The organism is Paenibacillus sp. FSL H3-0457 (assembly GCF_037981725.1).
Taxonomy (GTDB): domain Bacteria; phylum Bacillota; class Bacilli; order Paenibacillales; family Paenibacillaceae; genus Paenibacillus; species Paenibacillus amylolyticus.
Map to the genome: position 1 here is coordinate 2,677,657 of NZ_CP150283.1, position 24,883 is coordinate 2,702,539.

Genomic DNA, 24,883 nt, shown 5'->3' on the forward strand with positions numbered 1-24,883 from the left:
ATGGCTAAAGACGGGATGTTCTATGCACCAAAAAGTGTTACAAAAGAGGTCGTATGTGGTCCGGGTGAGTTCACGATTGCTGCTGTTGCGCTGGATCATGGACACATCTACGGCATGGTTGGGGCATTGTTGGAGGCTGGAGCTACTCTCAAGTGGGTGTATGATCCGGACCCGGCGAAGGTAGAGGCATTTCGGAAGCAGTTCCCACAGGCTCAAGTCGCTGGATCTGAAGCAGAGGTGCTTGCAGATGATGAGGTGTTATTGGTGGCAAGTGCAGCGATCCCTTCAGATCGTGCGCCGCTTGGTATGAGAGTTCTGGCCGCAGGCAAGGATTATTTTACAGACAAAGCCCCGTTTACCACGCTGGAGCAATTAAAGCTTGCACGAGAAGAAGTGAAGCGAACAGGCAAGAAGTACATGGTGTATTACAGTGAACGACTGCATGTAGAAAGTGCGATCTATGCGGGGCAGCTTATCGAACAAGGGGCAATCGGCAAAGTAGTGCAAGTTATGGGCACAGGCCCGCATCGCTTAAATGCCGGAGGAAGACCTGACTGGTTCTTCAAGCATGAGCAGTATGGCGGCATTCTCTGTGATATCGGGAGTCACCAGATCGAACAATTCCTGACGTTTGCATCATGTACGGACGCTGAGGTAGGGTTCAGTCGTGTGCATAACTTCAATCACCCACAGTTCCCGGAACTGGAAGACTTCGGCGAAGCTTCTCTGATCGGGGACAACGGAGCGTCCGGTTACTTCCGAGTGGATTGGTTCACACCCGATGGTCTGGGCACATGGGGCGATGGGCGTACAGTTATTCTGGGAACGGACGGTTATATTGAGCTGCGGAAGTATATCGACATCGCAAGGGAACCTCAGGGGGATCAGGTGTACCTGGTGAATCATGAAGGGGAGTACCGTTACAATGTAAAGGGCAAGGTCGGCTACCCGTTCTTCGGTCAGCTCATCCGCGATTGCCTGGACCGGACCGAGACAGCCATGACACAAGAACATGCATTCAAAGCGGCAGAACTCTGTCTGATTGCACAACATAAAGCGATGAGCGAGCGTGTGGTGTGGAGTAGCGGAGCGAAGTAAATGTTTTAGGTGAAGGAGAGCAAAGGTTGATCACTAAAGGTTATCCGTAAATCTTCTTTTGTTGAGTGAAGAAAGAGCAGCCCAAATGTTAAACTGCATCCAACAGGTTAGTCTTTTCTAACGAATGGAGCAGCTCGCACTGGGGCTGCTTTTTTGAGTATGTTCGTGACTTCGCATATGGATTAATCTGGGTTATATTATATGTAGTTCGGATATTGTTTGAAAAGAGAGGTATTTACGAAGTTCGTAGAGATGATGTTATAGGAAATCCATGCGAAGTTAATTCAGGAGGGACTAAAGAAGATGAACAAGAAACTATTAGAGCAGTTTGAATATTTCAATAAATTTGTAAAATCAATTGATGATGTGACTTGGCAAAAGTCGATTGCTCCTGGAAAGTGGACGGTGAAGGAAGTCGTGACCCATCTATGGAATTGGGATATATATACTTTAAATACAATGCTCCCACACATAAAAGACCAAGTGAAACTCCCAGGATTCGTCGATCATGATACCCATAACTTAAAAGCAATAGAGAAGGCTAAAGAATTTACAGACAGAGAAAGTATGATTAAAACCTTTATTGAAACTCGAACCCATTTAGTCAACCAATTCCGTGAGGTAGATCATTCAGAAATTCACTTTTTTATAGGCAATGATAAACGACCTTATACCTATGAAAGATATCTAAAAATATTCGTACACCATGATGAACATCATAAGAAACAAATCGAAAACCTATTAGCGTGATTCAGAGAAGACATGGACATCCTATAACATCATATTCACGCTGCGGACATTCGTCCTTGGTTGGAAGATGTGAATACAATAGAAGTAAATCACCAACACAGACTTCATCCTAAGATAAGAGCTATCTAAGGATGAAGCCCGTCGTGAACCTTTGAACGTTATGTGCAATCAGCTTAAATAAGAGAAAGAAAGAGTGAGATAGATGATTCAGAGTAGATATTTATTTGTATCGCGTGAAGGCAAAGTCGTGAAGATCGCTCGTCCTAAAGATCATAAATATAAATCTGTTCCTCAGTTAGCAGGTGAGGACGTACTTGAAGTAATCTTATATTACAGAAATAAAGATAGGAAGCCACATGAGCTGCTGATGGTGGGATTTGATAGATTCCGTTTGGATTCTCAGGGGAATTATGTACAGACAGAAGAGGATAGAAAAAGAGCTTTTCATAATTTTCATTCTTTTGGAATGGCCGATTTGCTTGAAGGAATAGAAGATGAAAAGGAAGACAAGCCACTACCTATACCTGTTGCTCCAATAATTCCAACAACTGCTGAAAAAAGATCATTATACGTTTATATAAATGAGAAACTACCGAATTTTTCGGATGATGCTCCCTATGTAATAGAAAACAAAATCAAAGCTGCTAAAGAGAAGTATGAAGAGTTCAAAAGCATGGCAAGGAAATCAAGAAATCCTTCTAAGTAGTTCGAAGAAGAAGCTGACAACACATAACATAATATTCACGCTGCGGGCATACGCCCTAGGTCCGGCATTCGCCGGACACTCGACATGCGTCGAGTCGTGAATACAGAAACGTTATACGCAACCCCTTAAGAAGGTTAAACCATGCAACCAATTAATATAATAAATATAGGTGAAAGAATACATTTACAACGTAGCAGTTGAAAACCAGGATGAACGGAATATTAGAAGGTGTACCATATAACAATAAATTTTCACATTGATAGTTATGCTCCTTGGTCATCAAGAGGAATACCAGAGAAGCGGATTCATAATAAAGTGCAAACTAAAGAATATTTCTATTATGCGAAAGAGAGGATCAAATGAATTATCATTTTGGTTTTTCATGGAAGGGTCTGATAATCTTTTTCTTGCCAATGATACCAAATATATTTTATTTTTTAATTCCTGCGTCAGATATATCAGGAAACAATGCAAATAGCCATTTGATTTTAGATGTTTTGGAGCACGGAAGTCAGGCGATATTTTTCTTTCTTCTGATATTTGTTGTAAAAAAACAAGCATCGGAAATGCGATGTCCGTATATAATTGGTATGGCAATAATGTTGATTTTTTATTATGGGCTATGGATATTGTATTTTACAGGCAATGCAAACTCGATTATTTTTTTGGGGATGGCCGTTCTCCCGGTAGTATATTTTATATTAGCTGAGATTTGGCTTCAAAATTATCTGGCTATTATACCAACAGTACTTTTTGGTATTGTGCATGTCATTAATACATATTTGTCTATTGCGAATTAAAGGGAGGACAACAATCCTCTTAAATTTTGATTGTGCGTTCAGCATGTATTCTATATTAAGGATTAAGTCCCGAATGGTGAGGGTAGAAGTAAGCCATAGCTTAAGGCAGGGGTGTCCAACGTGAGCAGGAATCTGAATGAAGCCATCGGCAAATCTCCGGTCCGAGGAACACGAGCCTCTTATAAGGCTAGCGTTCTTTGGATGAAGTTACTACACAAACCAAAGTTGATACTGCTGAAGGCGTACGAGAGTAAATGAGGGGATCTTTCCTATGCGAAACGGATTTGATAGGAGCAAAAGATAGAACCAAAAGATAAAACACGTAAAGACATATTAAATATATAAAACACACAAGACATATAAGGATGTGGAATCGAAGAAGAAGGGGCAGCGTATAACAATGCATTTTTGCTTCGTCGCTGACGCTCCTCGGTCTTCAAGAGGGATTTCGGAGAAGTGGAATCAGGCGACACATCCAACCGGCTAAGTGGCAAAGCCACCCGGACCTCCGGTCCTTAAGACGTTTGGACATCAGAAATGCGCAACGTTATACGCAATACCCTAAAATTAAGAAGAAACTAAAGAACAATAAAAGAAGAAACATAATAAAACTTAATTGAAGGTGATAATTATGAAAGATTGGGACTACAGTAAGCCTTGGTTCCATGGCTCGCCATTATTTCTAAATGAATTACTAGTCGGAAGCACAATAACTCAAGATCGAGAGTTAGCGAGAATCTTTTCGCAGAAACCATCTATTGTTTCTTTTGATGAGAATGGCGCAAGATTTCATAATGGTAAGTTATGTGGATACATTTACATAATTGATGAGGAAATTATAAGTGAGGATGTATATCCACATCCAGCAACTACCATGAAACCTGGTGAAGAATGGCTCATAAAAAGAGGATTAAAAGTACGAAAGATAGATGAGACGAGAACAAGAGCGGAAGAACAACTTTCAGAGCAAGAGGAGTTAGAATTATTGGAAAAGCTAAACAACAGATAGCCCATAGCTTGGTCACAGAAGAGGGTACTGCAAATAACAATATATTCACGCCTCGGGCCATTCGGCCCTGGGTCAGGCAGGGGAATTGGGAGCAACCGGACAACCCTGCACTGGCTAAGTCCGTCAGACCCGGCTGTAGCCCTTAAGCCAGTGAGGGTTTGTGAATACAAGAACGTTATCTGTAAGATTGAAAAATGATTAAAACTGTAAAAAGAAAAAGTATATATTATCTAATTATAGAGTTAATTCAATTGCAACGTTCTGTTGCTAGAGGGGAAGTGATCAAGGTGCTAATTTTGATCCTGCTTATAATTATTGTTATGGGAGTAGCAATTATAGATGGGAGATTAAAAAAGAAACTTGAAAATGATAAAAGAATTATTGAAAGATTAGATGTGTTAATTAATGAAGTGAGAGATATCCGTAAAAAATAGAGAAATAATAATCACAAAAGAAAATAAAGGTTTATTGTTAATTGTAAATCGCTGAAACCTATCAAATTCAAATCAGATGGAAAATAGGATTAAGTGGACTTGTTTACAAAATGTTAATAAGAAATATTATGATTATCAATAAATAAGTTATAATTCAACGTGTTATTTCTGCTCGAAGAAAGTCAATCCATCAGATAACATAATATTCAAGCTGTGGCTCCGATGGAGTCTTGGTCTGCGGGAAGGAATTCAGAGAGGCAATTCAGCAGACAACCGTTGGGGTTCATGAATACAGGAACGTTAGATGAAATCCCCAATCAATAAAGACTAATACTTTTGAGTGCATTTCATTTTTAAGGGGGAAACATAAATGATAGAACTTAGGAAAATAACATTTGATAATTTTTCAGAATGTCTGGACTTAAGAGTTGAGGAAGAGCAAGGCAGATTTGTAGCATCTATTATATATACTCTTGCGGAATTGTATGTTGTTATAACAAATAAAAGCAGTTTTATTCCAATGCCATATGCGATTTATTGTAATGATAAGATGGTTGGATTTATCGCAATGTCATATGTTATTTCTGAGAGTGAAGATTCTGAAAATTATTATGACATATATAGATTTATGATAGATAAACGATATCAGCGCAAAGGATATGGCAAAAAAGCAATAGAAAAGTCAATTGAGTTACTTCGAACTTTGCCGCATGGAAAGGCCTCAGAAGTCGTGATTCTTTATTCGCCCGAGAATAAGGTAGCAAGGAAACTTTATTCTTCTCTTGGTTTTGTAGAAACAGGGGAGTTAGATGAAGACGGCGATATTTTCGCAAAACTGATCATATAAAGCAAGCAGGATTTCTATGTAGTAATTCGAAAAAATAAGGTGAATCATCTAATATCATATTAACGCATCTGGTATTCGCCCTAGGTCGCTAGGAGGGATATCGAGGGAGATGTGTCATGCGACAATCCTGCACTGACTAAGTCCGTCGGACCCGTGCTGTCGCGTTAAGCCAGTGAGTGTTCGTGAATACAAGAACGTTATAGGAAATCAAGAGAAAGCTTAATTAAATTATAAAGATTAGATAAATCATTAGTTAAGGACGGTGATTTCAATGAGTAGCTTGTTACTAACCTCTTGTGGTTTTTATACTGAAGATATTAAAAATCAATTTCTGGATTTTATTGATGGAGATATTTCTCAATTAAAAGTCTCAATTATTACAACAGCATCCCCTAGAAAAGAAACTAATAGATATGCACAAAGAGCAATGCAAGAGTTTAAGGACATGGGATTTCAGCATATCAATTTTGTAGATATTGAATTTGATGACCCGCAAATACTCTTACATAGAGATGTTATATATATTAATGGTGGGAATCCATTTACACTATTGTATTACGCTAAGAAAAGTGGTGCTGATGAAATTATCAAAACACTGGCCGCACAGAATGTAATTATAGTTGGAGTAAGTGCAGGAACGTTATTACTGGGGCCGAATATTAACATTGTCGATTTCTTTACTCCACAAATGAACACAATGAATTTAACGGATTTTAAGGCATTAGGAGTAACCGACAAGTTTATTTTTCCTCACTATGATAGAGAGGACATATTTAAAGATAGTACTAATAAAACAATTGAAGAGAGAATAGCAGAATTTGAATTCATTGAGAACTGTAAGGTTACAAGACTTAAAGATGAAGAATATATCTCAATCTTATGAACCAAGCACATTGAATCGAAGAAGCCCCTGAAATCTTGCTAACACCGTATTCACGCTGGGGCTACGCCCTATAGTCTGCCAGTAGGGTTTCGAGGAAGTAGTATCCAGCAGACAACTCCTGTGAGGATAAGTCTTCAGCACGCTCCTTTAAGTCTCTTGGGTTTGTGAATACAACAACGGTAAATAAAATAACGAAGAAGTTTATATTGGGAGTTGATTCATTGAAGTATTCAACTGTAGTTCTTGACTTGGACGGAACATTATTAAATTCAAAAAAAGAAGTATCTAAAAGAAACGTAGATGCGGTCTTATATTGTTATCAGAAAGGAATGAGAATAATATTTGCAACAGCTCGACCGCCGCGGGCGGTTAATTGGTTGCTTCCACAAGGATTAGTAGATATCGGGGCTTTTGTATATTACAACGGAGCTCAAGTGATATGTAAGGAAACTAAGATAGAAATTAATGAATCAATCCCTGCTAATGTAACTACAGAAATTCTTGATTACTGTTTGAAGTGTGACCCTCAAATTGAACTGACTATGGAAGTGAAGGATGAGTGGTTTAGTTTAAGAGAGCTTGATTATATGAGCTCAATGAACACACAATCAAACCCCATAGTAAAACCCTTAAAAGAAATAAAGCAATATGATGCCACGAAGATACTTCTGACTGGCAATAATCACAATTCTGGATTGTTTGAAAAATTCGAGGGTAGAGTGAATATACTAATTACGGATAATAAGAAATTAGTACAAATCATGCCTCTTCTGGCATCTAAGGAAATGGCAATTACTAAACTCTGTGAATTATATAATGTAGAATTGGATTCCGTTATTGTATTTGGTGATGATCATAATGATGTAGGCCTCTTTAAGATGGCGGGATATTCTATTGCTATGGGAAATGCGATTAGGGAATTGAAGGAAATCGCTGATGAAATAACCGTTAATAATGATGAAAACGGTGTTGCTGTAAGTCTAGAAAGATTTTGTGGGTAACTCAAGGTTACTTTATCTAACAGTACATTCATACACCGTCGCACTTGCTCCTCGGTCGCCAAGAAGGATATCGGAGAAGTTGATTAAGGTGACACATTCAATCAGCTAAGTCTATTGACCCGTTCCCTACGGTAAGGTGCTTGAACGTCAGGAATACAACAACGTTAGCCGAAAGAAGTTCTTATTTTAGGAGGAGTCTATATGATATTAGAAAAAGTTATAAATAGAATTGAAATACAAAGTGAATATAAGGATCTGGTTGATAAGTATATAGATCATATACTTAACGAATTCAAAGATAAGATTCATAGCATTTATATGTGTGGCTCGATTCCCAAAGGAACGGCTAAACCTTTTAAGTCAGATGCAGACTTTACTATTGTATGTGCAAATCCCAAAGATATTGATTACGAAAGATTGTCAATGATTAAAGACAGGCTTTTGGAAGAATATCCATTCGTCACTAAGATGGATACGATCATTTGCTCGATTGATGATGTATTAAGTAGACCGAATGATTGGGGTTTTTGGATTAAGATTATTTGTGTTTGCATACATGGGGAGGACATTGGTGAAAAAGTACCCCCGATCAACATTTCTCCAGAATTCATTTTAGACTTAAATACAGATACTAAGGAGGAAGTAGATCGTGTACATTTTTCACTTTCTAATGTTAGTGATCACTCAATGAAAACTAGATATATTAAAGGTTACTCTAAGAGATTAATTCGTGCATTATACTCTTTGGTTTTAGAAGATACAGGGGTATGGGAAGATGAAATCATTAAGATGAAAAATGCCATATTAAACTATTGTGAGATTAACTCCGCTTTAGTTGAGTATCTATATGCTTGTTACTTGGATAGTAGCAATGTACTTGTTGAAGAGTTTCTGGAAACCGCAGATGAAGTATATAGCTATTTTGAGAACGCCTTAAATAAAATGGCTGCTTCCAGAAATTCAGTTGGCTAACAACATATTGACGCTCGTAGTCACTCTGAGAAGCGATCCAGCCCCTAAGTCCGTCGGGACATCACTGGCAAGATTGAAAGGAGAAAATATGATACTTGGGTTGTATGAAGCACATTTACCAGTAAGTAACTTACATCAATCTATCGAATTTTATTCTAAATTAGGATTAGAGCTGGCCTGGAGAGATGAAGATACAGCGTTCTTCTGGATTGAAAAAGAAAAGAGTTGGGTCGGTCTATGGCAAGGCAAAGAGCATAAAACTTCTTATCATCCATCATTAAGGCATATAGCATTTCGAGTTAGTTATGAAGATCTTCGAGACAGTGTGAAATGGCTTCAATCAATTGAAATAGAGCCTGTCCCATTTGGAAAAAGAGATTCAATAAATCCATTTGTAAGGCCTAATCAGGGAAATGCTTCAGTCTACTTCAATGATCCAGATGGAAATAGTTTAGAATTAATGTGTTTTGTAAGTGTCCCTGAAAACTTAAAGAATATATCCAATAAATTATCAATCGAAGAATGGGAAGACCTTTTGAAGAGATAAAAACTAAAGAATGTATTTGGGGATTTAAAAGAAGTATCAGCATCAGATAACATAATATTCAGGCTGCGGCTCCTTCGGAGCCTTGGTCTACCGAATGAAAGCGCTTCATAAAAAATATTAAACTACGTTGAACGTATGAATACAGTAACGTTAGGCGAAATAATTGCTAGTGGAAGGAGATATAAATGCATATTAGAGGAGTAATTCTTGAGGGGTACTCAAATGCCGGGAAGACTTCAGTATTAAAAGCAATTAAACGATATCAATCACAAGAAGAATCCTCAGAACGGAGCGTAGTTATCCTTGGAGAACATTATACTCAAATTTTGAATAATAAACATGGAGAATATGTAAGTCTAACCCGGGAAGGACACATTGAGTTACTTAAAGAGCGGGTTGACATGCTAAAGAAACTTAACGAATGGGCAATTCAACTTGGTCCTGCATCTAGAGGATCTAGGGGACTATTTTATGTTCTGGAGAGGTTTCACTTAAATCATAGAGCTGCATTTGTAGATTCGGATTTGGATGAGATAAATAAAATAGAAGAACAGCTTGAGTCTTTAGGTGCCAGGTGTATTTTGCTTACAATCTCGCCCGAAGTTGTAGAAGAAAGAATTAAAAGTAGACAACCAGAAGAATGGATCTATAAAACAGAAGAAGAAGTAAGATCGTCGGTAAGTGAATTATTAAGAATCCAAAATGTATTAAGACATCAAGCTCAAATCTCAAGAGTTCCAACAATAGAAATCAATACAGATGATAAGAATTGGGATGAGTATGTAAGGGTAATCATGGAGGGCAACGACATTGCCTAACCAGATGTTCAAGCATAGTCGCTACTGCTACTTGGTCGGGTAGAAACTATAAGCAGAAGAATGTATCCAGCCAGTCGTCGTGAACACAAAATGTTAGATGAAATCAGTTAAAATCAAAATCAATATGAGGTGCGTAATGGATCGTAAGATTATTCAAACCGCAAAAGAGATAGCAATAAGAATTATTCGCGAAGCAGGTCTAATCTCTAAAGAGAAGTTTGATAACTTTGTTGAACTGAGATCTAAACATGAATTTGGGGATGTGGTTACTGAAGTAGATCATATCTGTGAAGAAATCATCATCAAACAAATACAAGGCGTATTTCCAAATCATCAGATACACAGTGAAGAGGCAGGGCTTATCGGAACTAAGCACGATTGGTTATGGTTAATTGATCCTTTAGACGGAACTAATAATTTTGCGATTGGTTTACCTGTTTTTACGATATCAATTACCTTAATGTACAAAAGAGAGCCTGTGCTTGGAGTGGTCTATGAACCTCTAACAGAACGTTTATTTGTATCTGTTATTGGTGAAGGGACAAGCTGCAATAATCGACAAATACAAATTAAGAGTAACCCGAATATTTTCAAAGGAAATATAGGTTGGATTCAAGGTCACAGAGTACAAAACGACCCACAAGCAGTAAAACTAAGACAATACATTGATATTAGATTTGAACGAATGTTAAGATTGTGGGCTCCAACGCTTCAATGGTGTATGTTGGCTAAAGGAGATATTGATGGAATTGTTCTGTACAATTCTGAAGGTGATGACTTGTATTCAGGTATCTTAATGGTTAAGGAAGCAGGGGGGCTTGTTATAGATTTTGAAGGAAATAAGTTTAATGGAATGAAAGAAGAACCTTATTTAATTGCATGTCACCCAGACCACAAAGAAGAACTATTGCAAATTGTAAGAGAAGGATTGAGCTAACACCTAGAAGCAACTGACTTCGACTAACATTATATCCACGTTTGGGAGCCTGACAGTTCCTCGATCGGCGAGAAGCAATCGGCAGGGAAGAGAATTCAGCGGACACATCCGTACGACTAACCGCATCGCGCCCGCTCCAATTGGTCGCTTAAGTTGGTGGGAGGGTCGTGGATACAGTAACGTTATGCGCCATTAAAGGAGATAATTTATGAAAGGTAAGATACTCTTATTAGTTTTTATTACAATAGTGTTTTCATCTTGCCAAAATAGTAGTCAATCGACTACCTTGAACAGCGAAACTAAATCAAAAATGAATTCTGAACTGCCTCCTGATGAAGAGAGTACAGGTAATGGAACAGAACCGAAAGAAATAACTGAAGGTCGATCAGATGCTTCTAACAATGAAGTGTTATCCATGAGCATTGGGAACTATGAATTGAAAGGAGAATTTTATGATGAAATGCTTCGAAATCCTATAGATCATGATTATGAAGTGGAATTTAATGAGGCTCAAAATTCAAAAGAGATTATTACAACAATGGGATGGGGGGCGTTGGAAAGTAAATATACAGAGATTTGGGATAAAGAGTTGAATCAAATATATAAAAAGCTTCGTTCTAAGTTGGATAGAGAACCAAGAGAAGCACTAATCGAATCGCAGAAAGAATGGTTACAGTATCACTTAAAGGAAACAAAATTTGTAGAGAAGGCATTTATTAATAATGGTTACCTTGGATCAAAAGGATCGGTAAGCCTAGGCACGGTTATACGGGAGAGAATTAGGGAAAGAACAATGCAATTATTTGAATATCGATATTTGTTAGATGGTGAAGTTGAGTTTTTATACCAAAGTAAAAAATAAAGTTGGAATGTTTATTATAGGTTCTAGGTGATGCTTCGAAGAGAGTAACGGCGCATAATAATGTATTCAAGCTGTAGGGATACCACCCTTTGGTTGTAAGATGTATAATCATGGAAGAACACTTAGAAAATACGACTCAGCTTAAGATAAGAGCTATCTAAGGCTGGGTATTTTCGTGAACGTGCAGGACGTTATACGACAGAATCAAAAACAATAGAAAAGAGGGTCATATAGCCCTCTAAATACTAGAATTCTGCAATACACTAAATAGTTGTAGGGCATCTTTGCAACCTTGTATGTAGATACTTCTTTCTAGGATGGATTGGAGTGAGATTTGTGCGTCTTCGTAAAGAAAAACTGTATGTTGAAGTTTATCGGGCAAAGCATCACGAAGTGTTTTAAAATATTCATCTGTCTCCACAGAAAGCTGAGTGTACTCCCTATGACACTCCAGAAGATAGAATTATGGAGGGAAAAAGATGAACATAATCAAATGTAATATACGAGAACTCATGGCAGAACATCGAATAGATGATATAACAGAATTGATGGCAAAATCGGGCTTAAGTCGGAATTCGATCAATAAGCTCTATAGGGAAACGAATATAGAAACAACAAAGCTGGAAACCTTATTCAAGCTATGCGATACATTTAATTGTAAATTATCTGATTTAATTGAATACGTACCAGGAGAAAAATAAATCGTGAAGGTCAATTCGAGAAGCGATTCAGTCCTATAATATAATATTCAAGCATTGCTCCTTCGGAGCCTGGGGCTGCGGATGGATTTCGAGAAAATTTTCAACGGACACCCCCCTTTGGGGTTCATGATTACAGAAACGGTATCCAATACTCTCAATCAAAACAACAAGCATAGGAGCAATATTATGACAATCATTTTCAAAGAAATAAAAGACATTGATACACAGGCAATTCAAGAACTGTTTCATTCGGTGGACTGGAAATCAGGAGATTTCCCAGAAGATCTTAGACAAGCAATAAACAACTCGCATACGGTTATTACTGCATGGGATGATAACAAATTAGTTGGTTTAATAAATGCATTGTCTGACGGCGTGATGACAGTATATTTTCATTACATGTTAGTACACAAAGAATATCAATCATTAGGAATTGGAAAGAGAATGATGGAACAAATGCTTAGTCGATATTCTAATATCAAGACAAAAGTGCTTATATCTTATGATAGTGCAGAAAAATTCTATGGATTATTTGGATTTAAGCCAGAAGAAGGAACTAAAGCCATGTTTATTTCAGATATGGTATAGCATTGAAGTAAAGATTCCGATCAGATGAGAATTGATTATAGATGAATTTGTTTTTGAGAAGGTCCTATATAAAGCTTCAATTCGGATATGAAGGGATACCAGATGATAAGTTATAAACCATTTCAAAATTTATTGATTGACAGGGAGATTAAGAAGCAGGATTTATTAAAAATCACGGGGATCTCATCGGCAACGATGGCAAAACTTAATACGAATGAGTATGTATCGTTAGAAGTAATCGATAAATTATGTACGGCATTGGGATGTCAGCCTGGAAATCTATTGGAGCATATAGCAGATTCGAAACTCAGTTGAAGAAATAAATAATATGTTAGTCAAATCAGAGAATCGATTCCGCCGTATAACATTATATTTATGCTGTGGCTCCTAACGGAGCCATAGTCTACTGGAAGTGTATTTTATGGAAGCGCTTCAGCATACATATTTAAAAATGAACGTCGTGAGTACGGGAACTTTTTGTGAGATTATCGCTAATGTTAAAATCAGGGAGGAATAACAGTGGTTTGAAGACAGACTTTAGCTAGATTTAGAATCAATTCTTAGATGTTTTCCAAGAGATAATCTTAATATTGGTCTCGAGTGGTGATTACAGAAACGTTATCGAAAGCTTAGTGAAGGTGTATTTATAAATGATCAAAATCCGATAATTGGAGGTTAATTATGAGAGTATTCACTGTAGACGCAGTTTTTATCGATCGTGATGGAACGATCGGTGGTTCAGATGAAGTCCTTTACCCGGGGGAATTTGAATTGTTTCCATACACTAAAAAATCTCTGGAAAAATTAAAAGTACTTGGAATTAAACTGTACGGATTTACGAACCAGCCCGGTATTTCAAAAGGTGAAGCTACAAAAGAAGCATTTGTAAGAGAAATGATAGAATTTGGCTTTGATTATGTTTTTATATGTCCGCATCAACATACGGAGAGATGTGAATGCCGCAAACCGAACCCCGGAATGTTACTTGACGCTGCTAAGAAAAACAATTTAGATTTAAGTAAATGTATTGTAATTGGGGATCGATGGTCTGATATTTTAGCAGGTCATCATGCTGGATGCAAAAAGATATTAGTTTTGACTGGAGCAGGGAATGAAGCTTTAAATAAATACAGACATAAATGGTCAAACACAGAAGCGGATTTTATTGCAAGTGATTTCGAAGAAGCAGTTAATTATATTATTAGTCTGGAAGGAACGATTGAAGCGGACCTAAGATAGGAACTATCTAAGGTCTGCTTGTGTTGTGAATATGGGAACGTAATATCAGATAGATACTAACAGAAAAACTTGGAAAAGAGCCTATAAAAACTATGTTAGATGTAGAAATAAGACATTTAAGAATAGTAAATATTGGATTTTATTTGTATGATTATTTTAAAAAAATTGATTTTATAGGAGGAATTAGAATGAAATTTATCGTTTCTGCTAGTGTAATCGTTCACAATGAACATAATGAGATTTTACTTATGAAAGGTCGAAGAGGCTGGGAAATGCCTCAAGGTTGTGTTGAAGAAGGAGAGACTATTAGGCAGGCAGCAGTTCGAGAAGTGAAAGAGGAAACAGGGATTGACATTGAATTAATTAAATTTTGTGGTTTGTATCAGAACATAACTCGCGGCGTATGCAACAATATATTTACTGGAAAACCGATTGGTGGAGTTTTAACTACCAGTGATGAAAGTGAAGAGGTGGGCTACTTTAATTTAGAAGAAGCTCGACAAATGATAACATGGGGAAATTTCTATGACAGAATTCATAATGCATTAGATGAGAAAAGTCATCCTTTTTTGATTGAATTTTCAGAATAAGGACATCCATCAGATCCTAGTTTTCTAATCCAAATACAGATATGAGAGTAGTTTAATATAAGGAGCAGCCCGAGAACAAAGGTTGCTTCTTTTTTTGCTTTTACACTTCGCAAATGGAACATTGTGGGTTATATTGGATATGATTTGGTTCTATAGTAGAGAAATGGAGAGGTGGTCAACCTTGAATGAAAAAATACGCTTTCCGATAGGACACTTTGAGCCAAGTTTTAAATTCTCTAATGAGGACCGAATCCACATCATTCGTCAAATTCCCGGAATTACGAAGACCTTAAGAGAGATTACACAACATCTCAATGATGATCAACTTTGTACTCCTTATCGTGATGGCGGTTGGACGATCACACAGATTGTGCACCACCTTGCGGACAATAACATGAACGCTTATATCAGATTTAAGAGAGCCTTGACTGAAGATGAACCGATGGCAAGCTCATATCGAGAAAATTTATGGGCATCATTACATGATTACAGGAATACGCCCATCGAAAATTCAATTTTGCTGATGGAGATACTGCACAAGCGATTTCTCACTCTGCTGCTTGGTTTACATCCCGATCAGTTTAGACGAACACTCCGAACAGAAGTGTTAGGTACAATTACATTGGATATCGCGATTCAAAGATTTGTATGGCACGGGCAGCATCATATTGCTCAAATTAAATCTTGTATAACATCGCAGAGGTGGTAGGGTCTTATCTCAGGTGTGGAGGTAACATAATAGGAAATGGAAGGATTCTGGGCATTGCATATAATGTAATTCCAGTGAAAGATTTAGAAATGTCAGCCGCCTGGTTTGTAAAACATTTTGGATTTAACATTCGCCACCAACGGGAAGGATATTTGAGTTTATTTAGGGGCAATCGCCCAATTTTGGACTTGATTCAAAGCGACAATGAAACCCGAGCGACATTTGAAGTGCATCAGAAAAAGAGATGGGTCATTACATTTTTCACTGATGACATTGGTTCTTTACATGACTACTTAACATCAGAGAATGTGAAAGTAGGGGCTGTTAGTGATGAGGGACAGTATGGGAAGTTTTTTGTGTTAGAAGATCTGGACGGTAACTTATTTGATATGTGGGAACACCGTGACTGTGAATTGAATTTCTAATGAGGAGCCTTGATCTGCTGCTATCCATTACCTAGGATTAGTATGTAAACGGATTCAGAAATAAGTGAGTGACTGCGTTTTAAATATAAAGTCAATATAGAAGTAATCTTGATTAGGGGGATACAAATGTTGATTGAAGACGAAAAAGTATACCCTGATTGCGCAGTTGAAATTAGAATAGTAGACGTTGGCGGTTTAACAAAACCACAGCTTATACAGAAACTGGACCAACACTCTATTTTATTGAATAAATATGGAGAACAGTTGTTATATGATGATAGATTTGTAGTTTCCGGTACAAAGCAAAGCTTGCAAACGGTTGAGTTGACCGTCAGACAACTTGGATTTTCGGATGGTGCTACGACTTTTCAGCTCTTTCGAAGAGCAAATGATCTTGGGTTGGAATGTTGTCCAGTTGAGTTAGGTCCTTATCTAAGAATGCAATATTTAGATCAGCCTGAGATATGTTCTACCAATATTTCAGAGGGTAACAAAGCTCCGTCCGGCTCCATTACCATAGCATCTGCAGCCCTTACGGAGGATAATGAATTTCCAAAAGGTTTTTATCTCAGACGAATAAACGACAAGTTATGGTTACGAGGATATCTTGCCGACCATTTGCATATTTGGAGTCCTCATGATCGCTTTATCTTTTGCAGGGCTCAGCTTCTATTGTATTAGGATCGGGAAGATGTTTTGAAAGGAAAGGAGTGAAGATCAATGGATATCAAAAACAAAAGCGGAGATGTGCTTGGAAAAATTCAAATTGAATCCTTACGCGATAATGCGATTGACCGAATCGTCATTGACTTAAAGCCTGGTGACGGGAAAGCGATATACACCGCAGATGTTATAGAGAACCAATTCACGCAACAGACCAATTATGCACCCATTTCATGGGGAGACGGTTTGGAACAATTGCAGAAACATTATTCTCCATGGCAGCCGAAATTTCCGATTGATTCTGATATAGATGCCATTCATGTATTTTATGGATTTGATAATTTTACTCCGCAAGAAATCGATGAAATGATTGAAGAAAGTAACAGGTCAGGTAGAAATGTAGTGATACGAGACCTGAAGCCCAATAAGAAGGTTGTGGGCATCAGCATAACGTATAAAGAATACGGTGGTTATAAACTTAATATTTTCGGGACAACAAAGAGCCGGATCGCATTGTCTGATCATGATGGTACTAAGGTTAAACAGGTAGCCATACGTGGCGTCCAAGCATTTTATATTTTCAATAACGAAACTTCCCAATTGATATGGATCGAAGAGGATGTGCATGGGAAGGCGTTGCAATACGAGATCAATCGTAGAAACATGTCAGAAGATCTTGTGATGAAGATTGCGAAGTCAATGAACGGATAAATGATGATGTTAATCTGAGTGAGGTGCAACGATGAGTTACAAAGCTATTCTCATAGACCAATTAAACGCCTGTTATCATGACAAGAGCTGGTTTATTCCACTTCATGATATTTTGACAGACCTCAATGCGGCGGAAGCCTCTTATGTAAAGAATGAGGGAGAGCATTCCATTTGGGCGATCGTCAATCATCTTATTTTCTGGAATGAGAAGTGGCTTGAGAGATATATTGCCGAACAGGTCAACGGGCAGAATTCAGTGAATAATGAGGATACATTCGAGATAGATACGTCTAACCTGAATGATGTGGAGTGGCGCAAGACATTACATAGACTGAAAACCGTGTTTAGTGATTGGAACAGGGCACTCGAAGATAGTGAAGAACATAAATTGACCCGTGAAATCCCTACCTATTTCAACGCGCCATGGTGGGGAATTGTATCAAATCTATGTATTCATAACGCCTATCATATTGGCCAGATCATGCTGCTCAAAAAATCAATGAAACACACGTAGTACACGCTGTATTACATTTATGAAATTATACTTAAGCAAAGGAAGATGACTATCATGGAAAAAGGCAAAATTATATTTTTGAACGGTGTAACCAGCTCTGGTAAAACTTCAATTGTAGAGGCGATGCAATCATACGATGATCCGTTTTTCTATGTTGTGGCTAATGATTTATTTGAAAATACGATTGGTGATAAACATCTTCAGACGGATTACTGGAAGTATCTGAGTGAAGCGATAGTAATGATGTATCATACGGCAAAAGTATTTTCAGACCATGGCAAGCATGTTCTGATTGATGGCATTCTTGTGGAAAGACCGGAGCTCGCGCCGCATTATGAACAAGTCAAACAGATTTTTGAAGGGTATCCACTGGATATCGTTGAACTGCACTGTCCTCTCGATATCTGTCGTCAGCGTAACATTGAGCGTGGTGATCGCAGAGAAGAGCAATCGGATGAGCAACATCAAATTATGGCTAAACACATCAACTATAGCTATTCGATTGATACAAGTATGAACACACCGGAAGAATGTGCAGAGAAGATTATTGCAGCGCTGTTCTAAACACAACGTTATGGGAGATGGTGACCATTCGTTCCGCATACTGGAGGTATTTTCTATATGTTGTTGAGCATAAATTGAACGTGCTGATCGAATGTTGGCAAGAAGGTCTGTATGTGCAAGGTTTAATTCATGATATATCCAAGTTCTTTCCGCAAGAATTTATTCCCTATGCAATTCATTTTTATTCAGAACAGAAGGATGAAGACACCCATCTAAGATGGAAGAATGCATGGCTACATCACCAAAATCATAACAAACATCATTGGGAGTATTGGATTGTAAATAGGAATACAAAAGAAGCTCTGCCCATGCCTACGAAATATTTGATAGAAATGGTATGTGATTGGAGGTCTTTTTCAAGAAAATGGGGACGTAAAGTGAAAGATTCTAATCTGGTAGAACGAATGATAAATTCACAAGATATTATTTTACATCCAGTGACGAGAGAAGAGCTTGAACAGTTATTTATTAGAAAGGATGAGAAGTTCATATGATCATGGAAGCGGATCGTTATTGCTAATAAAGATACTCGATACCGTGATAATTAAGCAAAAAGCTGAATTCCGAAACTGTGGAGGTTATGATGACCATTCATACGATTGAATTAACTCAGGAAAATCTGATCGGTTCATTTACCAATGAGGTAACCCCCATTTTGAGCGTGAAATCTGGTGATTCCATTCGTTTTCAGACGCTAGATGCGGGCTGGGGAACAGGTGTGAGTTATGTGGAACGCATGAAACCTTTTGATCGTCAAGGTGAAAAAGATGGAGGTCATGCCTTAATCGGTCCGATCTATATCGATGAGGCGAAGCAAGGACAGACGTTGGAGATTATTTTCAATGAGATCGTACCCGGGAGTTACGGGTTTACTTCCGCTGGCGGATATCCGAACTGGCAGAACCAGAAGTTACATCTAACAGAGGTTGAAGAACTGTCGTTGAGCTGGACACTTGATCGCCAAACGATGAATGGAACCTGTGAAATAAAAGGAAAGTCCTTCACTGTATCTCTCTCGCCGTTTATAGGTGTAGTGGGCATGCCGCCAGAGTCAGGTGGAATTCATACGACTTGGCCACCTCGCTATTGCGGAGGAAACATCGACTGCAAGGAACTGGTGCAGGGAAGTAAATTATATTTACCTATCCCCGTAGACGGAGGTTATCTCGCGATTGGTGATGGTCATGCACGGCAGGGAGACGGTGAAGTCAGCTGTCAGGCCATTGAATGTCCGATGGAAGTGGTGGATGTCACGCTTAATGTGATTGATGATATGATTTTGACCAATCCTCGTGCACATACGCCATCCGGCTGGATTACCTTCGGGTTTCATGAAGATCTGAATGAGGCTACGGTTCAAGCATTAGACGGGATGCTCAATCTTATGGGTGAGATGTACGGACTAGATCGAGTGGAAGCGATCGCACTTGGAAGCGCGGTAATTGACCTGCGTATCACCCAAATTGTGAATGGCGTTAAGGGTGTGCATGCTGTCCTTCCACATGACGCTTTTAAGTAACTTGGGTCTGTTATACGTCGTATTAGTTGAACTCGGGGGTCGATAAAATGAAAGGCAGACCACAGATCGTTTTAGATATCGCAGGGGTTTTGTTAAGTAATATGTCGTTGACGTGCTGGAAAGATATGAGTGAGGAAACCAACCTATCGGCAGAATCTTTGAAAGTACATTTTGCAGGAATCAAACGAAAGCTCTGGACAGGAATGATGAGGGAAGAAGAGTTCTGGCAATCGTTGAAGGAGATGTATCCCGAATTATCGATAAGCCGAGCGAAGGACATCTTATACAATTCAATTGTTCCCTTACCAGCCGCTCAATACCTTGAGCGATGGAGTGAGTTCGCAGATATCCATCTACTCAGCAATCATTGTAAGGAATGGATTGAGCCGAATCTGAGCCGTTTAAGCTCATTTACCAAAAGTGTAACCATTTCTAATCAAGTGGGTTTATGCAAACCTGAGATTGAAATATACCAACGGGTTGAAACCTTCCTGGCAGCTGGAGAAGAGGTTCTATTTATAGATGATCAAGAGAAGAATTTACATTCGGCTAAGTTACTTGGCTGGGAGACTTTACTGGCTGACGAAGAAGGAGATTGGGTTAATGAAGTTGAGTCATTGCTAATTTAGAATGTAATCCAGAAACCAATCAGTTCCGGATATTACCTGCTGAACTCGTCAGTCAATGAAAGAGAGTAATAGAACAGCATGCATAACTGGCACACCGTGCATAACCGCTAAACTCCAAATTGCTTTAAATGATGATCTAAATGCTTATATATGCCTTTACCCCATTGCTCGACTGTTAATTTTCCGAAGAAGGGATGGGGGTGGCGGGAGAATTTTTCTGAAGCACCTTGTTGAAAGATATTAATCTGCTGCTCAAGCTTTTCTTTTTCTTCCATAAACTGTCGTTGGTCATCAATAATGATTGTGGGGATCGTAGACATATTGTGGGGCAAGGGCTTGTCATTATAAAACATTGGTTTTGCGAACCGTCCTATAAGTCTCCCAAGTAATCCTCTAGGTGGAAAAGCATTTCCTAAGGGGATATCATGAAATGCTGAACAGTGAGCCAGCATTTGAGAGACCTGCATCGTGCCCCATTCAGGGATGGATTTTTCACTAAGTTGAGCCATGCGCTCTGTAATTTCAGCAGCATTCATCGTATCAAATATACTTTTCACAAGAACACCTCAGTCCTCTAGGATATAAAATTTGGACTTAAACTATCATCATTCTCCTATTGAAAGGTTTATCCTCTTACTATCAAGAATAATAAGATATGGTAAGTTTAGTCAATGTATTATGGGAAAACCACAATTGAAATCGGAGGATGCGAACTTGGAAAATAAGGAAACGTTTAATCTCGTAGCAAATGAATATGAACGATATAGACCCGTCTATCCGAGTGAAATGTTTGATGATATTTTTACATACCTGAATCTTAGTAAAGAGGATTCCATTCTTGAGATTGGCTGCGGAACGGGGCAGGCCACTGGCGGATTGGTGAGCAAGGACTATACAAACATCACGTGTATTGAATTAGGCAGCAACTTGGCACAGTTCACCGCAGACAAATTCAAGTCATATCCATCGATTCAAGTAATCAACACTTCCTTTGAGGAGTGGAATAACGAAGGAAAGCTATTTCAATTGATTGTGTCAGGAACGGCCTTTCACTTCATTGATCCGGAGGTCGGTTACCACCGGGCTTGGGAATTGCTAGAGAATACAGGCGGCATTGGACTTTTCTGGACGATTCATGTACCGGTCTATGACCAGCTGCACAATGAAATTCGTTCCCACTACACAGCATTATCCCCTCATCTCGATGATTCGCACTATCCTTCGCCAGATGAAGTTATCCAAGAGCGTAAAGAAATAACAGAAAAATCCGGCTTGTTCACGGATATTGAGGTTAAGGAGTATAACTGGATACAGACTTGCTCCAGCGAAGAATATGTCGCTTTATTAAATACCAACTCCAAACATCAGCAGCTTTCTATTGATGTTCGGCGTTCACTTCTAGAGCGAATCAAACATTCCATTGATGCTGCAGGTGGAACGATAGAGAAACAACATAAGGTTGCGCTTTTTCTAGGGAAGAAAAAGGTCTAAGAATATATGTTTTTATTATTCTACTTAAGAACAGGAGAGAATATATGAGTGATCCGCGTTCAACATACAGTATCCAAACGGCAGTGTTAAGTTTACAAGAGGAATTAGAGAGGTTAAAGATACAGGCGGTAATGGGGTGGTCCAAAGAATTCCGAAATCTAGAATGGTATGGTTTGAAAAATGGAATGCGTGTATTGGAGGTCGGAAGCGGACCAGGTTACATTACAGAGCAACTATTGAACAGTCTGCCGGACAGCGAGCTTACCTCGCTTGAGATTGATCGTTCACTGCAAGCACAAGCCAAAGAACGGCTGAAAGATATTCCTTCCAAGCGATTACAATTTGTAGAGTCTTCCATCTACCAGATGGATCTGCCGGATGATTCTTTTGATTTTGTCGTGGCAAGACTTATCTTTCTACACTTGAACAATCCTGAGGAAGCTGCAAAAGAGATATATCGTGTACTGAAGCCTGGCGGCCGTCTTGCTATTATTGATGTGGATGACGGCGTTTTTGGAGCAGTGAATCCTGATGTTCCTGCTTTGCATACGGTATTAATGAAAATTTCGGACTATGTGGCACAACACGGCGGTAATCGTTTAATTGGTAGAAGTCTGCCGCGTCTCCTTTCTGAGAACGGATACATCGATGTCGACATTGATTCTGTCCTTCAACATAGTGATCTGTTAGGCATAGAAGGCTTTAAGCACCAGTTTAATCTTAATCGTTTTGTACATTTTGCTGAAAAAGGTGTGATCAGTTCGGAGGAATTTGCTCAGCTGCAACAAGCTTCTGAAGCGATAAATCATTCGCCGGAAGCCTATGCCATGATGAATTTCATTACAGCTTGCGGCACGAAGCCATTGACATGCTGGGTTGAAACTAATTAGGGACGGAGAATGGGGATGAATATCGTTCAATCTTTTCAGGAATTAGTAGTTCGAGGGGATCATCAGGGTATGATTGAGTTACTGAAAAACTTCGAACAATCCAGGAAATTGTCTGTCCATGAACAAGGCTGGGTCTACTGGAATGTTTCCGACGGTTATGCCTTGTTAAGAGAGCCGGAACTGCTTTATGCCAATCACCGGGCATTCTTCGAATGGGGGAAAGAAAATCTCGCTCCGGAGCAGTTACACTGGATCGTTTCGGATTCAACACAAACGTTGTCATTATCTCTGGGAAACTACTTTGACCATTGGATGGATTGGTACCAATATGCTTGTGATCATGCTCCGAAGTTGGATACCAACCGAGGTGTTCGATTCGAGAGCCATCGGGCATTGGGTGGTTCGCTTTGGGTTTTGGAGAGATACAGTGAAATGGACAGTGTGCTTGAAAATATGAACCAGCTCATACAAGAAGATGAGACATGGTACAATATTCTTTTTGCCCGGATTACATATAACAAACAGCGTCTGGCCTATCTGTATCATGCCGGGGAGGTTGCGGGAGTCGAAGCTCTTTTGAACGAAACGATGGACTGGATTGATGAAATCAATGATGGAGCACTGAGCATTTCAAGAAAAGATGAAGTGGTAGGCAGCTGGGAGGATATTAATGCCTCCAGAAATTCGCAGAGAGATATCAACATTGCGTTAAACAATTTGGCCTGTATTTTAACGGATATCGAAAGGTATGAGGAAAGTGTTAAATTGTTTATGCAGATACAGGAACGGGGTCACCACGTGAATGCATATGGTTTTTCCAAATGTATATATTCGATCTGGAAGACAAGAGGGGCTAAGGCAGTTAAAGATGCATTAGTAGCTAATGCATCTTATGAAATAGCGGACCTTGTGAAACATACTCCTAAATTATTAGAGATCAAAGGTTTAGCATGAGGTGATTTAAGTCGCAAGAGGCCTGCACAACAACATGAAAGGAGTGATGTGATATGAGAAACATTACAAATCCGAGTAGAAGAAATGAAGTTGCCAGAGGTGTTTTTGTCTAGCGCAGAGGACCCAGGGGAAGGGTTCCGAGGGATTCCTCTGTGTAATTTTCACTAGGAGGAATTTCAATTTATGATTCATTTAAAACGTGTGTCGGTGGATAATTGGTATGCTTGCACCCAACTGGATGTAACTGAAGAGCAGAGAAAAAGTTTTCCCGCGCCAGTTGTATATTGGATTGCTGAATCCAAGGTCGTGACCGATTTTCGACCCATGGCCATCTATTATGATTCGGATCTGGTTGGTTTTGCTGTGTACTCAGATAAGCCCGATCATGAGGATAACTACTGGCTTCTTGCTCTAATGATAGATACAAAATATCAGGGCAGAGGTTATGGAAGAGAAGCATTGAGGAAGTTAATTGATCTAATGAAAGAATCGCAGAATTGCAAACGCATCATGATTGGACACAGGCCGGAAAATGGTATCGCCGGAAATCTGTATGAATCACTTGGTTTTCACAGCGTAAGTGAAGGGCTGATCGATGGAGAAGTTGTTCGGCTTCTAAGATGCAAGTAGTGCCAAATCACAAGCGATTTGGATTGTAAAGGAGGTAATTTGTCTTTGAAGCGTGTACACATTATTTTCTCATTACTCTTTATCATGTTAGGAATTGTGATTATTACAATCTCGAAAATGATTGAAGAGGTAATTCCCAAGCTAGGGTATACAGCATTCCAGTCAGCAGCAGCTGGCAGTTATGATTCGAGTGCTTATCAAGTGAATTTTGCACTGAATTATTGGATAGGCGCGATATGTATTTTGGGTGGAGTTATCTGTTTAATTAGTACAATGAATGTTGTCAGAAACTACATTCATGAAATGAATTTAAGAAACAGAGCGTTTGATGAAACTCATAATTATGAAGACACAAGAGAACTGAAATAGGTTATGATATGACATAAAAAAGAAAGGGCGGAT

The 24,883-nt window shown here is 38.8% G+C and carries 34 protein-coding genes; 33 read left to right on the plus strand and 1 reads right to left on the minus strand.

The window, feature by feature from the left end; translation table 11 throughout:
• The 28 genes from MHH25_RS12075 (at position 1) to MHH25_RS12210 (ending at position 20,516) form a co-directional block, all read left to right on the plus strand.
• Positions 1-1,098 (plus strand): Gfo/Idh/MocA family oxidoreductase, encoded by a 1,098-nt coding sequence (locus tag MHH25_RS12075; RefSeq protein ID WP_047842549.1) that lies wholly within the window; start codon positions 1-3, stop codon positions 1,096-1,098.
• 303 nt (positions 1,099-1,401) lie between these two features.
• The gene (locus MHH25_RS12080) at positions 1,402-1,848 is read left to right on the plus strand and encodes a DinB family protein (protein ID WP_340020051.1); all 447 of its coding nucleotides are present in this window, start codon (positions 1,402-1,404) and stop codon (positions 1,846-1,848) included.
• A 202-nt stretch (positions 1,849-2,050) separates the two neighbouring features.
• Entirely contained in the window at positions 2,051-2,554 is a 504-nt protein-coding gene (locus MHH25_RS12085) for a hypothetical protein (protein WP_340020052.1), read from the plus strand.
• Positions 2,555-2,913: 359 nt separating this feature from the next.
• Positions 2,914-3,354: a hypothetical protein gene (locus MHH25_RS12090; protein ID WP_340020053.1), complete on the plus strand. Its 441-nt coding sequence runs from the start codon at positions 2,914-2,916 to the stop codon at positions 3,352-3,354.
• A 631-nt stretch (positions 3,355-3,985) separates the two neighbouring features.
• Positions 3,986-4,363 carry a hypothetical protein gene (locus MHH25_RS12095; RefSeq protein WP_340020054.1) on the plus strand — a complete coding sequence of 126 codons (378 nt, stop codon included), beginning with the start codon at positions 3,986-3,988 and terminating at the stop codon, positions 4,361-4,363.
• Positions 4,364-4,557: 194 nt separating this feature from the next.
• The gene (locus MHH25_RS12100) at positions 4,558-4,797 is read left to right on the plus strand and encodes a hypothetical protein (RefSeq protein WP_192132250.1); all 240 of its coding nucleotides are present in this window, start codon (positions 4,558-4,560) and stop codon (positions 4,795-4,797) included.
• Between the two features lie 370 nt (positions 4,798-5,167).
• Positions 5,168-5,644: a GNAT family N-acetyltransferase gene (locus MHH25_RS12105; RefSeq protein WP_076249759.1), complete on the plus strand. Its 477-nt coding sequence runs from the start codon at positions 5,168-5,170 to the stop codon at positions 5,642-5,644.
• Between the two features lie 271 nt (positions 5,645-5,915).
• A complete protein-coding gene (locus tag MHH25_RS12110) occupies positions 5,916-6,527 on the plus strand; it encodes a Type 1 glutamine amidotransferase-like domain-containing protein (protein WP_340020055.1) in 612 nt (203 codons plus the stop codon).
• A 221-nt stretch (positions 6,528-6,748) separates the two neighbouring features.
• Positions 6,749-7,528, plus strand: coding sequence for a Cof-type HAD-IIB family hydrolase (locus MHH25_RS12115; protein ID WP_340020056.1), 780 nt, complete (start codon positions 6,749-6,751; stop codon positions 7,526-7,528).
• A 201-nt stretch (positions 7,529-7,729) separates the two neighbouring features.
• On the plus strand, positions 7,730-8,500 hold the full coding sequence (locus MHH25_RS12120) for a nucleotidyltransferase domain-containing protein (RefSeq protein WP_340020058.1): 771 nt from the start codon (positions 7,730-7,732) through the stop codon (positions 8,498-8,500).
• 88 nt (positions 8,501-8,588) lie between these two features.
• A complete protein-coding gene (locus MHH25_RS12125; RefSeq protein WP_127545963.1) occupies positions 8,589-9,047 on the plus strand; it encodes a VOC family protein in 459 nt (152 codons plus the stop codon).
• 185 nt (positions 9,048-9,232) lie between these two features.
• On the plus strand, positions 9,233-9,865 hold the full coding sequence (locus tag MHH25_RS12130; protein WP_017689038.1) for a hypothetical protein: 633 nt from the start codon (positions 9,233-9,235) through the stop codon (positions 9,863-9,865).
• Positions 9,866-10,001: 136 nt separating this feature from the next.
• Positions 10,002-10,802, plus strand: a complete 801-nt coding sequence (locus MHH25_RS12135) for an inositol monophosphatase (RefSeq protein ID WP_340020059.1) — start codon at positions 10,002-10,004, stop codon at positions 10,800-10,802.
• A gap of 208 nt (positions 10,803-11,010) precedes the next feature.
• Positions 11,011-11,664: a lysozyme inhibitor LprI family protein gene (locus MHH25_RS12140; RefSeq protein WP_036670467.1), complete on the plus strand. Its 654-nt coding sequence runs from the start codon at positions 11,011-11,013 to the stop codon at positions 11,662-11,664.
• A gap of 479 nt (positions 11,665-12,143) precedes the next feature.
• On the plus strand, positions 12,144-12,365 hold the full coding sequence (locus MHH25_RS12145; RefSeq protein ID WP_179086413.1) for a helix-turn-helix transcriptional regulator: 222 nt from the start codon (positions 12,144-12,146) through the stop codon (positions 12,363-12,365).
• A 186-nt stretch (positions 12,366-12,551) separates the two neighbouring features.
• Positions 12,552-12,953, plus strand: a complete 402-nt coding sequence (locus tag MHH25_RS12150) for a GNAT family N-acetyltransferase (RefSeq protein ID WP_076249971.1) — start codon at positions 12,552-12,554, stop codon at positions 12,951-12,953.
• Between the two features lie 102 nt (positions 12,954-13,055).
• Entirely contained in the window at positions 13,056-13,268 is a 213-nt protein-coding gene (locus MHH25_RS12155) for a helix-turn-helix transcriptional regulator (RefSeq protein WP_340020060.1), read from the plus strand.
• Positions 13,269-13,634: 366 nt separating this feature from the next.
• Positions 13,635-14,192: an HAD-IIIA family hydrolase gene (locus tag MHH25_RS12160; RefSeq protein ID WP_340020061.1), complete on the plus strand. Its 558-nt coding sequence runs from the start codon at positions 13,635-13,637 to the stop codon at positions 14,190-14,192.
• 188 nt (positions 14,193-14,380) lie between these two features.
• A complete protein-coding gene (locus MHH25_RS12165; RefSeq protein ID WP_340020489.1) occupies positions 14,381-14,782 on the plus strand; it encodes an NUDIX hydrolase in 402 nt (133 codons plus the stop codon).
• Positions 14,783-14,963: 181 nt separating this feature from the next.
• Positions 14,964-15,491 carry a YfiT family bacillithiol transferase gene (locus tag MHH25_RS12170; RefSeq protein ID WP_340020062.1) on the plus strand — a complete coding sequence of 176 codons (528 nt, stop codon included), beginning with the start codon at positions 14,964-14,966 and terminating at the stop codon, positions 15,489-15,491.
• Positions 15,485-15,916, plus strand: coding sequence for a VOC family protein (locus MHH25_RS12175; RefSeq protein WP_340020490.1), 432 nt, complete (start codon positions 15,485-15,487; stop codon positions 15,914-15,916). The genes MHH25_RS12170 and MHH25_RS12175 overlap by 7 nt, the downstream gene beginning before the upstream one ends.
• Positions 15,917-16,042: 126 nt before the next feature.
• Positions 16,043-16,597, plus strand: a complete 555-nt coding sequence (locus MHH25_RS12180) for a helicase (protein ID WP_340020063.1) — start codon at positions 16,043-16,045, stop codon at positions 16,595-16,597.
• Positions 16,598-16,636: 39 nt separating this feature from the next.
• On the plus strand, positions 16,637-17,290 hold the full coding sequence (locus tag MHH25_RS12185) for a DUF4367 domain-containing protein (RefSeq protein WP_340020064.1): 654 nt from the start codon (positions 16,637-16,639) through the stop codon (positions 17,288-17,290).
• A 31-nt stretch (positions 17,291-17,321) separates the two neighbouring features.
• Positions 17,322-17,804 carry a DinB family protein gene (locus tag MHH25_RS12190; protein WP_076249745.1) on the plus strand — a complete coding sequence of 161 codons (483 nt, stop codon included), beginning with the start codon at positions 17,322-17,324 and terminating at the stop codon, positions 17,802-17,804.
• A gap of 54 nt (positions 17,805-17,858) precedes the next feature.
• Positions 17,859-18,368, plus strand: coding sequence for an AAA family ATPase (locus tag MHH25_RS12195; protein ID WP_340020065.1), 510 nt, complete (start codon positions 17,859-17,861; stop codon positions 18,366-18,368).
• Positions 18,369-18,385: 17 nt separating this feature from the next.
• The gene (locus tag MHH25_RS12200; RefSeq protein WP_047842568.1) at positions 18,386-18,862 is read left to right on the plus strand and encodes a DUF5662 family protein; all 477 of its coding nucleotides are present in this window, start codon (positions 18,386-18,388) and stop codon (positions 18,860-18,862) included.
• A gap of 89 nt (positions 18,863-18,951) precedes the next feature.
• Positions 18,952-19,887: an acetamidase/formamidase family protein gene (locus MHH25_RS12205; protein WP_340020491.1), complete on the plus strand. Its 936-nt coding sequence runs from the start codon at positions 18,952-18,954 to the stop codon at positions 19,885-19,887.
• A gap of 47 nt (positions 19,888-19,934) precedes the next feature.
• Entirely contained in the window at positions 19,935-20,516 is a 582-nt protein-coding gene (locus MHH25_RS12210; protein ID WP_340020066.1) for an HAD-IA family hydrolase, read from the plus strand.
• 107 nt (positions 20,517-20,623) lie between these two features.
• On the opposite strand, the gene MHH25_RS12215 is transcribed toward MHH25_RS12210, so the two are convergent.
• Complete coding sequence (locus tag MHH25_RS12215) at positions 20,624-21,073, minus strand: DUF1569 domain-containing protein (protein WP_340020067.1); 450 nt, start codon at positions 21,071-21,073, stop codon at positions 20,624-20,626.
• A gap of 157 nt (positions 21,074-21,230) precedes the next feature.
• Here MHH25_RS12215 and MHH25_RS12220 point away from each other — a divergent pair, with 157 nt between their 5' ends.
• The 5 genes from MHH25_RS12220 (at position 21,231) to MHH25_RS12240 (ending at position 24,850) form a co-directional block, all read left to right on the plus strand.
• Entirely contained in the window at positions 21,231-22,007 is a 777-nt protein-coding gene (locus MHH25_RS12220) for an rRNA adenine N-6-methyltransferase family protein (RefSeq protein ID WP_340020068.1), read from the plus strand.
• 44 nt (positions 22,008-22,051) lie between these two features.
• The gene (locus MHH25_RS12225) at positions 22,052-22,897 is read left to right on the plus strand and encodes a methyltransferase domain-containing protein (protein ID WP_340020069.1); all 846 of its coding nucleotides are present in this window, start codon (positions 22,052-22,054) and stop codon (positions 22,895-22,897) included.
• Positions 22,898-22,912: 15 nt separating this feature from the next.
• Entirely contained in the window at positions 22,913-23,851 is a 939-nt protein-coding gene (locus MHH25_RS12230) for a hypothetical protein (RefSeq protein WP_340020070.1), read from the plus strand.
• Positions 23,852-24,034: 183 nt separating this feature from the next.
• Entirely contained in the window at positions 24,035-24,481 is a 447-nt protein-coding gene (locus MHH25_RS12235; RefSeq protein WP_340020071.1) for a GNAT family N-acetyltransferase, read from the plus strand.
• A 45-nt stretch (positions 24,482-24,526) separates the two neighbouring features.
• On the plus strand, positions 24,527-24,850 hold the full coding sequence (locus MHH25_RS12240) for a hypothetical protein (RefSeq protein WP_340020072.1): 324 nt from the start codon (positions 24,527-24,529) through the stop codon (positions 24,848-24,850).
• Positions 24,851-24,883 lie beyond the last annotated feature (33 nt).

Excerpts from the sequence above, each read along its gene's own strand:
- MHH25_RS12075 (WP_047842549.1), top strand. The coding sequence starts at position 1 with ATGGCTAAAGACGGGATGTTCTATGCACCAAAAAGTGTTACAAAAGAG.
- MHH25_RS12080 (WP_340020051.1), top strand. The coding sequence starts at position 1,402 with ATGAACAAGAAACTATTAGAGCAGTTTGAATATTTCAATAAATTTGTA.
- MHH25_RS12085 (WP_340020052.1), top strand. The coding sequence starts at position 2,051 with ATGATTCAGAGTAGATATTTATTTGTATCGCGTGAAGGCAAAGTCGTG.
- MHH25_RS12090 (WP_340020053.1), top strand. The coding sequence starts at position 2,914 with ATGAATTATCATTTTGGTTTTTCATGGAAGGGTCTGATAATCTTTTTC.
- MHH25_RS12095 (WP_340020054.1), top strand. The coding sequence starts at position 3,986 with ATGAAAGATTGGGACTACAGTAAGCCTTGGTTCCATGGCTCGCCATTA.
- MHH25_RS12100 (WP_192132250.1), top strand. The coding sequence starts at position 4,558 with ATGATTAAAACTGTAAAAAGAAAAAGTATATATTATCTAATTATAGAG.
- MHH25_RS12105 (WP_076249759.1), top strand. The coding sequence starts at position 5,168 with ATGATAGAACTTAGGAAAATAACATTTGATAATTTTTCAGAATGTCTG.
- MHH25_RS12110 (WP_340020055.1), top strand. The coding sequence starts at position 5,916 with ATGAGTAGCTTGTTACTAACCTCTTGTGGTTTTTATACTGAAGATATT.
- MHH25_RS12120 (WP_340020058.1), top strand. The coding sequence starts at position 7,730 with ATGATATTAGAAAAAGTTATAAATAGAATTGAAATACAAAGTGAATAT.
- MHH25_RS12125 (WP_127545963.1), top strand. The coding sequence starts at position 8,589 with ATGATACTTGGGTTGTATGAAGCACATTTACCAGTAAGTAACTTACAT.
- MHH25_RS12130 (WP_017689038.1), top strand. The coding sequence starts at position 9,233 with ATGCATATTAGAGGAGTAATTCTTGAGGGGTACTCAAATGCCGGGAAG.
- MHH25_RS12135 (WP_340020059.1), top strand. The coding sequence starts at position 10,002 with ATGGATCGTAAGATTATTCAAACCGCAAAAGAGATAGCAATAAGAATT.
- MHH25_RS12140 (WP_036670467.1), top strand. The coding sequence starts at position 11,011 with ATGAAAGGTAAGATACTCTTATTAGTTTTTATTACAATAGTGTTTTCA.
- MHH25_RS12145 (WP_179086413.1), top strand. The coding sequence starts at position 12,144 with ATGAACATAATCAAATGTAATATACGAGAACTCATGGCAGAACATCGA.
- MHH25_RS12150 (WP_076249971.1), top strand. The coding sequence starts at position 12,552 with ATGACAATCATTTTCAAAGAAATAAAAGACATTGATACACAGGCAATT.
- MHH25_RS12155 (WP_340020060.1), top strand. The coding sequence starts at position 13,056 with ATGATAAGTTATAAACCATTTCAAAATTTATTGATTGACAGGGAGATT.
- MHH25_RS12160 (WP_340020061.1), top strand. The coding sequence starts at position 13,635 with ATGAGAGTATTCACTGTAGACGCAGTTTTTATCGATCGTGATGGAACG.
- MHH25_RS12165 (WP_340020489.1), top strand. The coding sequence starts at position 14,381 with ATGAAATTTATCGTTTCTGCTAGTGTAATCGTTCACAATGAACATAAT.
- MHH25_RS12180 (WP_340020063.1), top strand. The coding sequence starts at position 16,043 with ATGTTGATTGAAGACGAAAAAGTATACCCTGATTGCGCAGTTGAAATT.
- MHH25_RS12185 (WP_340020064.1), top strand. The coding sequence starts at position 16,637 with ATGGATATCAAAAACAAAAGCGGAGATGTGCTTGGAAAAATTCAAATT.
- MHH25_RS12190 (WP_076249745.1), top strand. The coding sequence starts at position 17,322 with ATGAGTTACAAAGCTATTCTCATAGACCAATTAAACGCCTGTTATCAT.
- MHH25_RS12195 (WP_340020065.1), top strand. The coding sequence starts at position 17,859 with ATGGAAAAAGGCAAAATTATATTTTTGAACGGTGTAACCAGCTCTGGT.
- MHH25_RS12200 (WP_047842568.1), top strand. The coding sequence starts at position 18,386 with ATGGTGACCATTCGTTCCGCATACTGGAGGTATTTTCTATATGTTGTT.
- MHH25_RS12205 (WP_340020491.1), top strand. The coding sequence starts at position 18,952 with ATGACCATTCATACGATTGAATTAACTCAGGAAAATCTGATCGGTTCA.
- MHH25_RS12210 (WP_340020066.1), top strand. The coding sequence starts at position 19,935 with ATGAAAGGCAGACCACAGATCGTTTTAGATATCGCAGGGGTTTTGTTA.
- MHH25_RS12225 (WP_340020069.1), top strand. The coding sequence starts at position 22,052 with ATGAGTGATCCGCGTTCAACATACAGTATCCAAACGGCAGTGTTAAGT.
- MHH25_RS12230 (WP_340020070.1), top strand. The coding sequence starts at position 22,913 with ATGAATATCGTTCAATCTTTTCAGGAATTAGTAGTTCGAGGGGATCAT.
- MHH25_RS12235 (WP_340020071.1), top strand. The coding sequence starts at position 24,035 with ATGATTCATTTAAAACGTGTGTCGGTGGATAATTGGTATGCTTGCACC.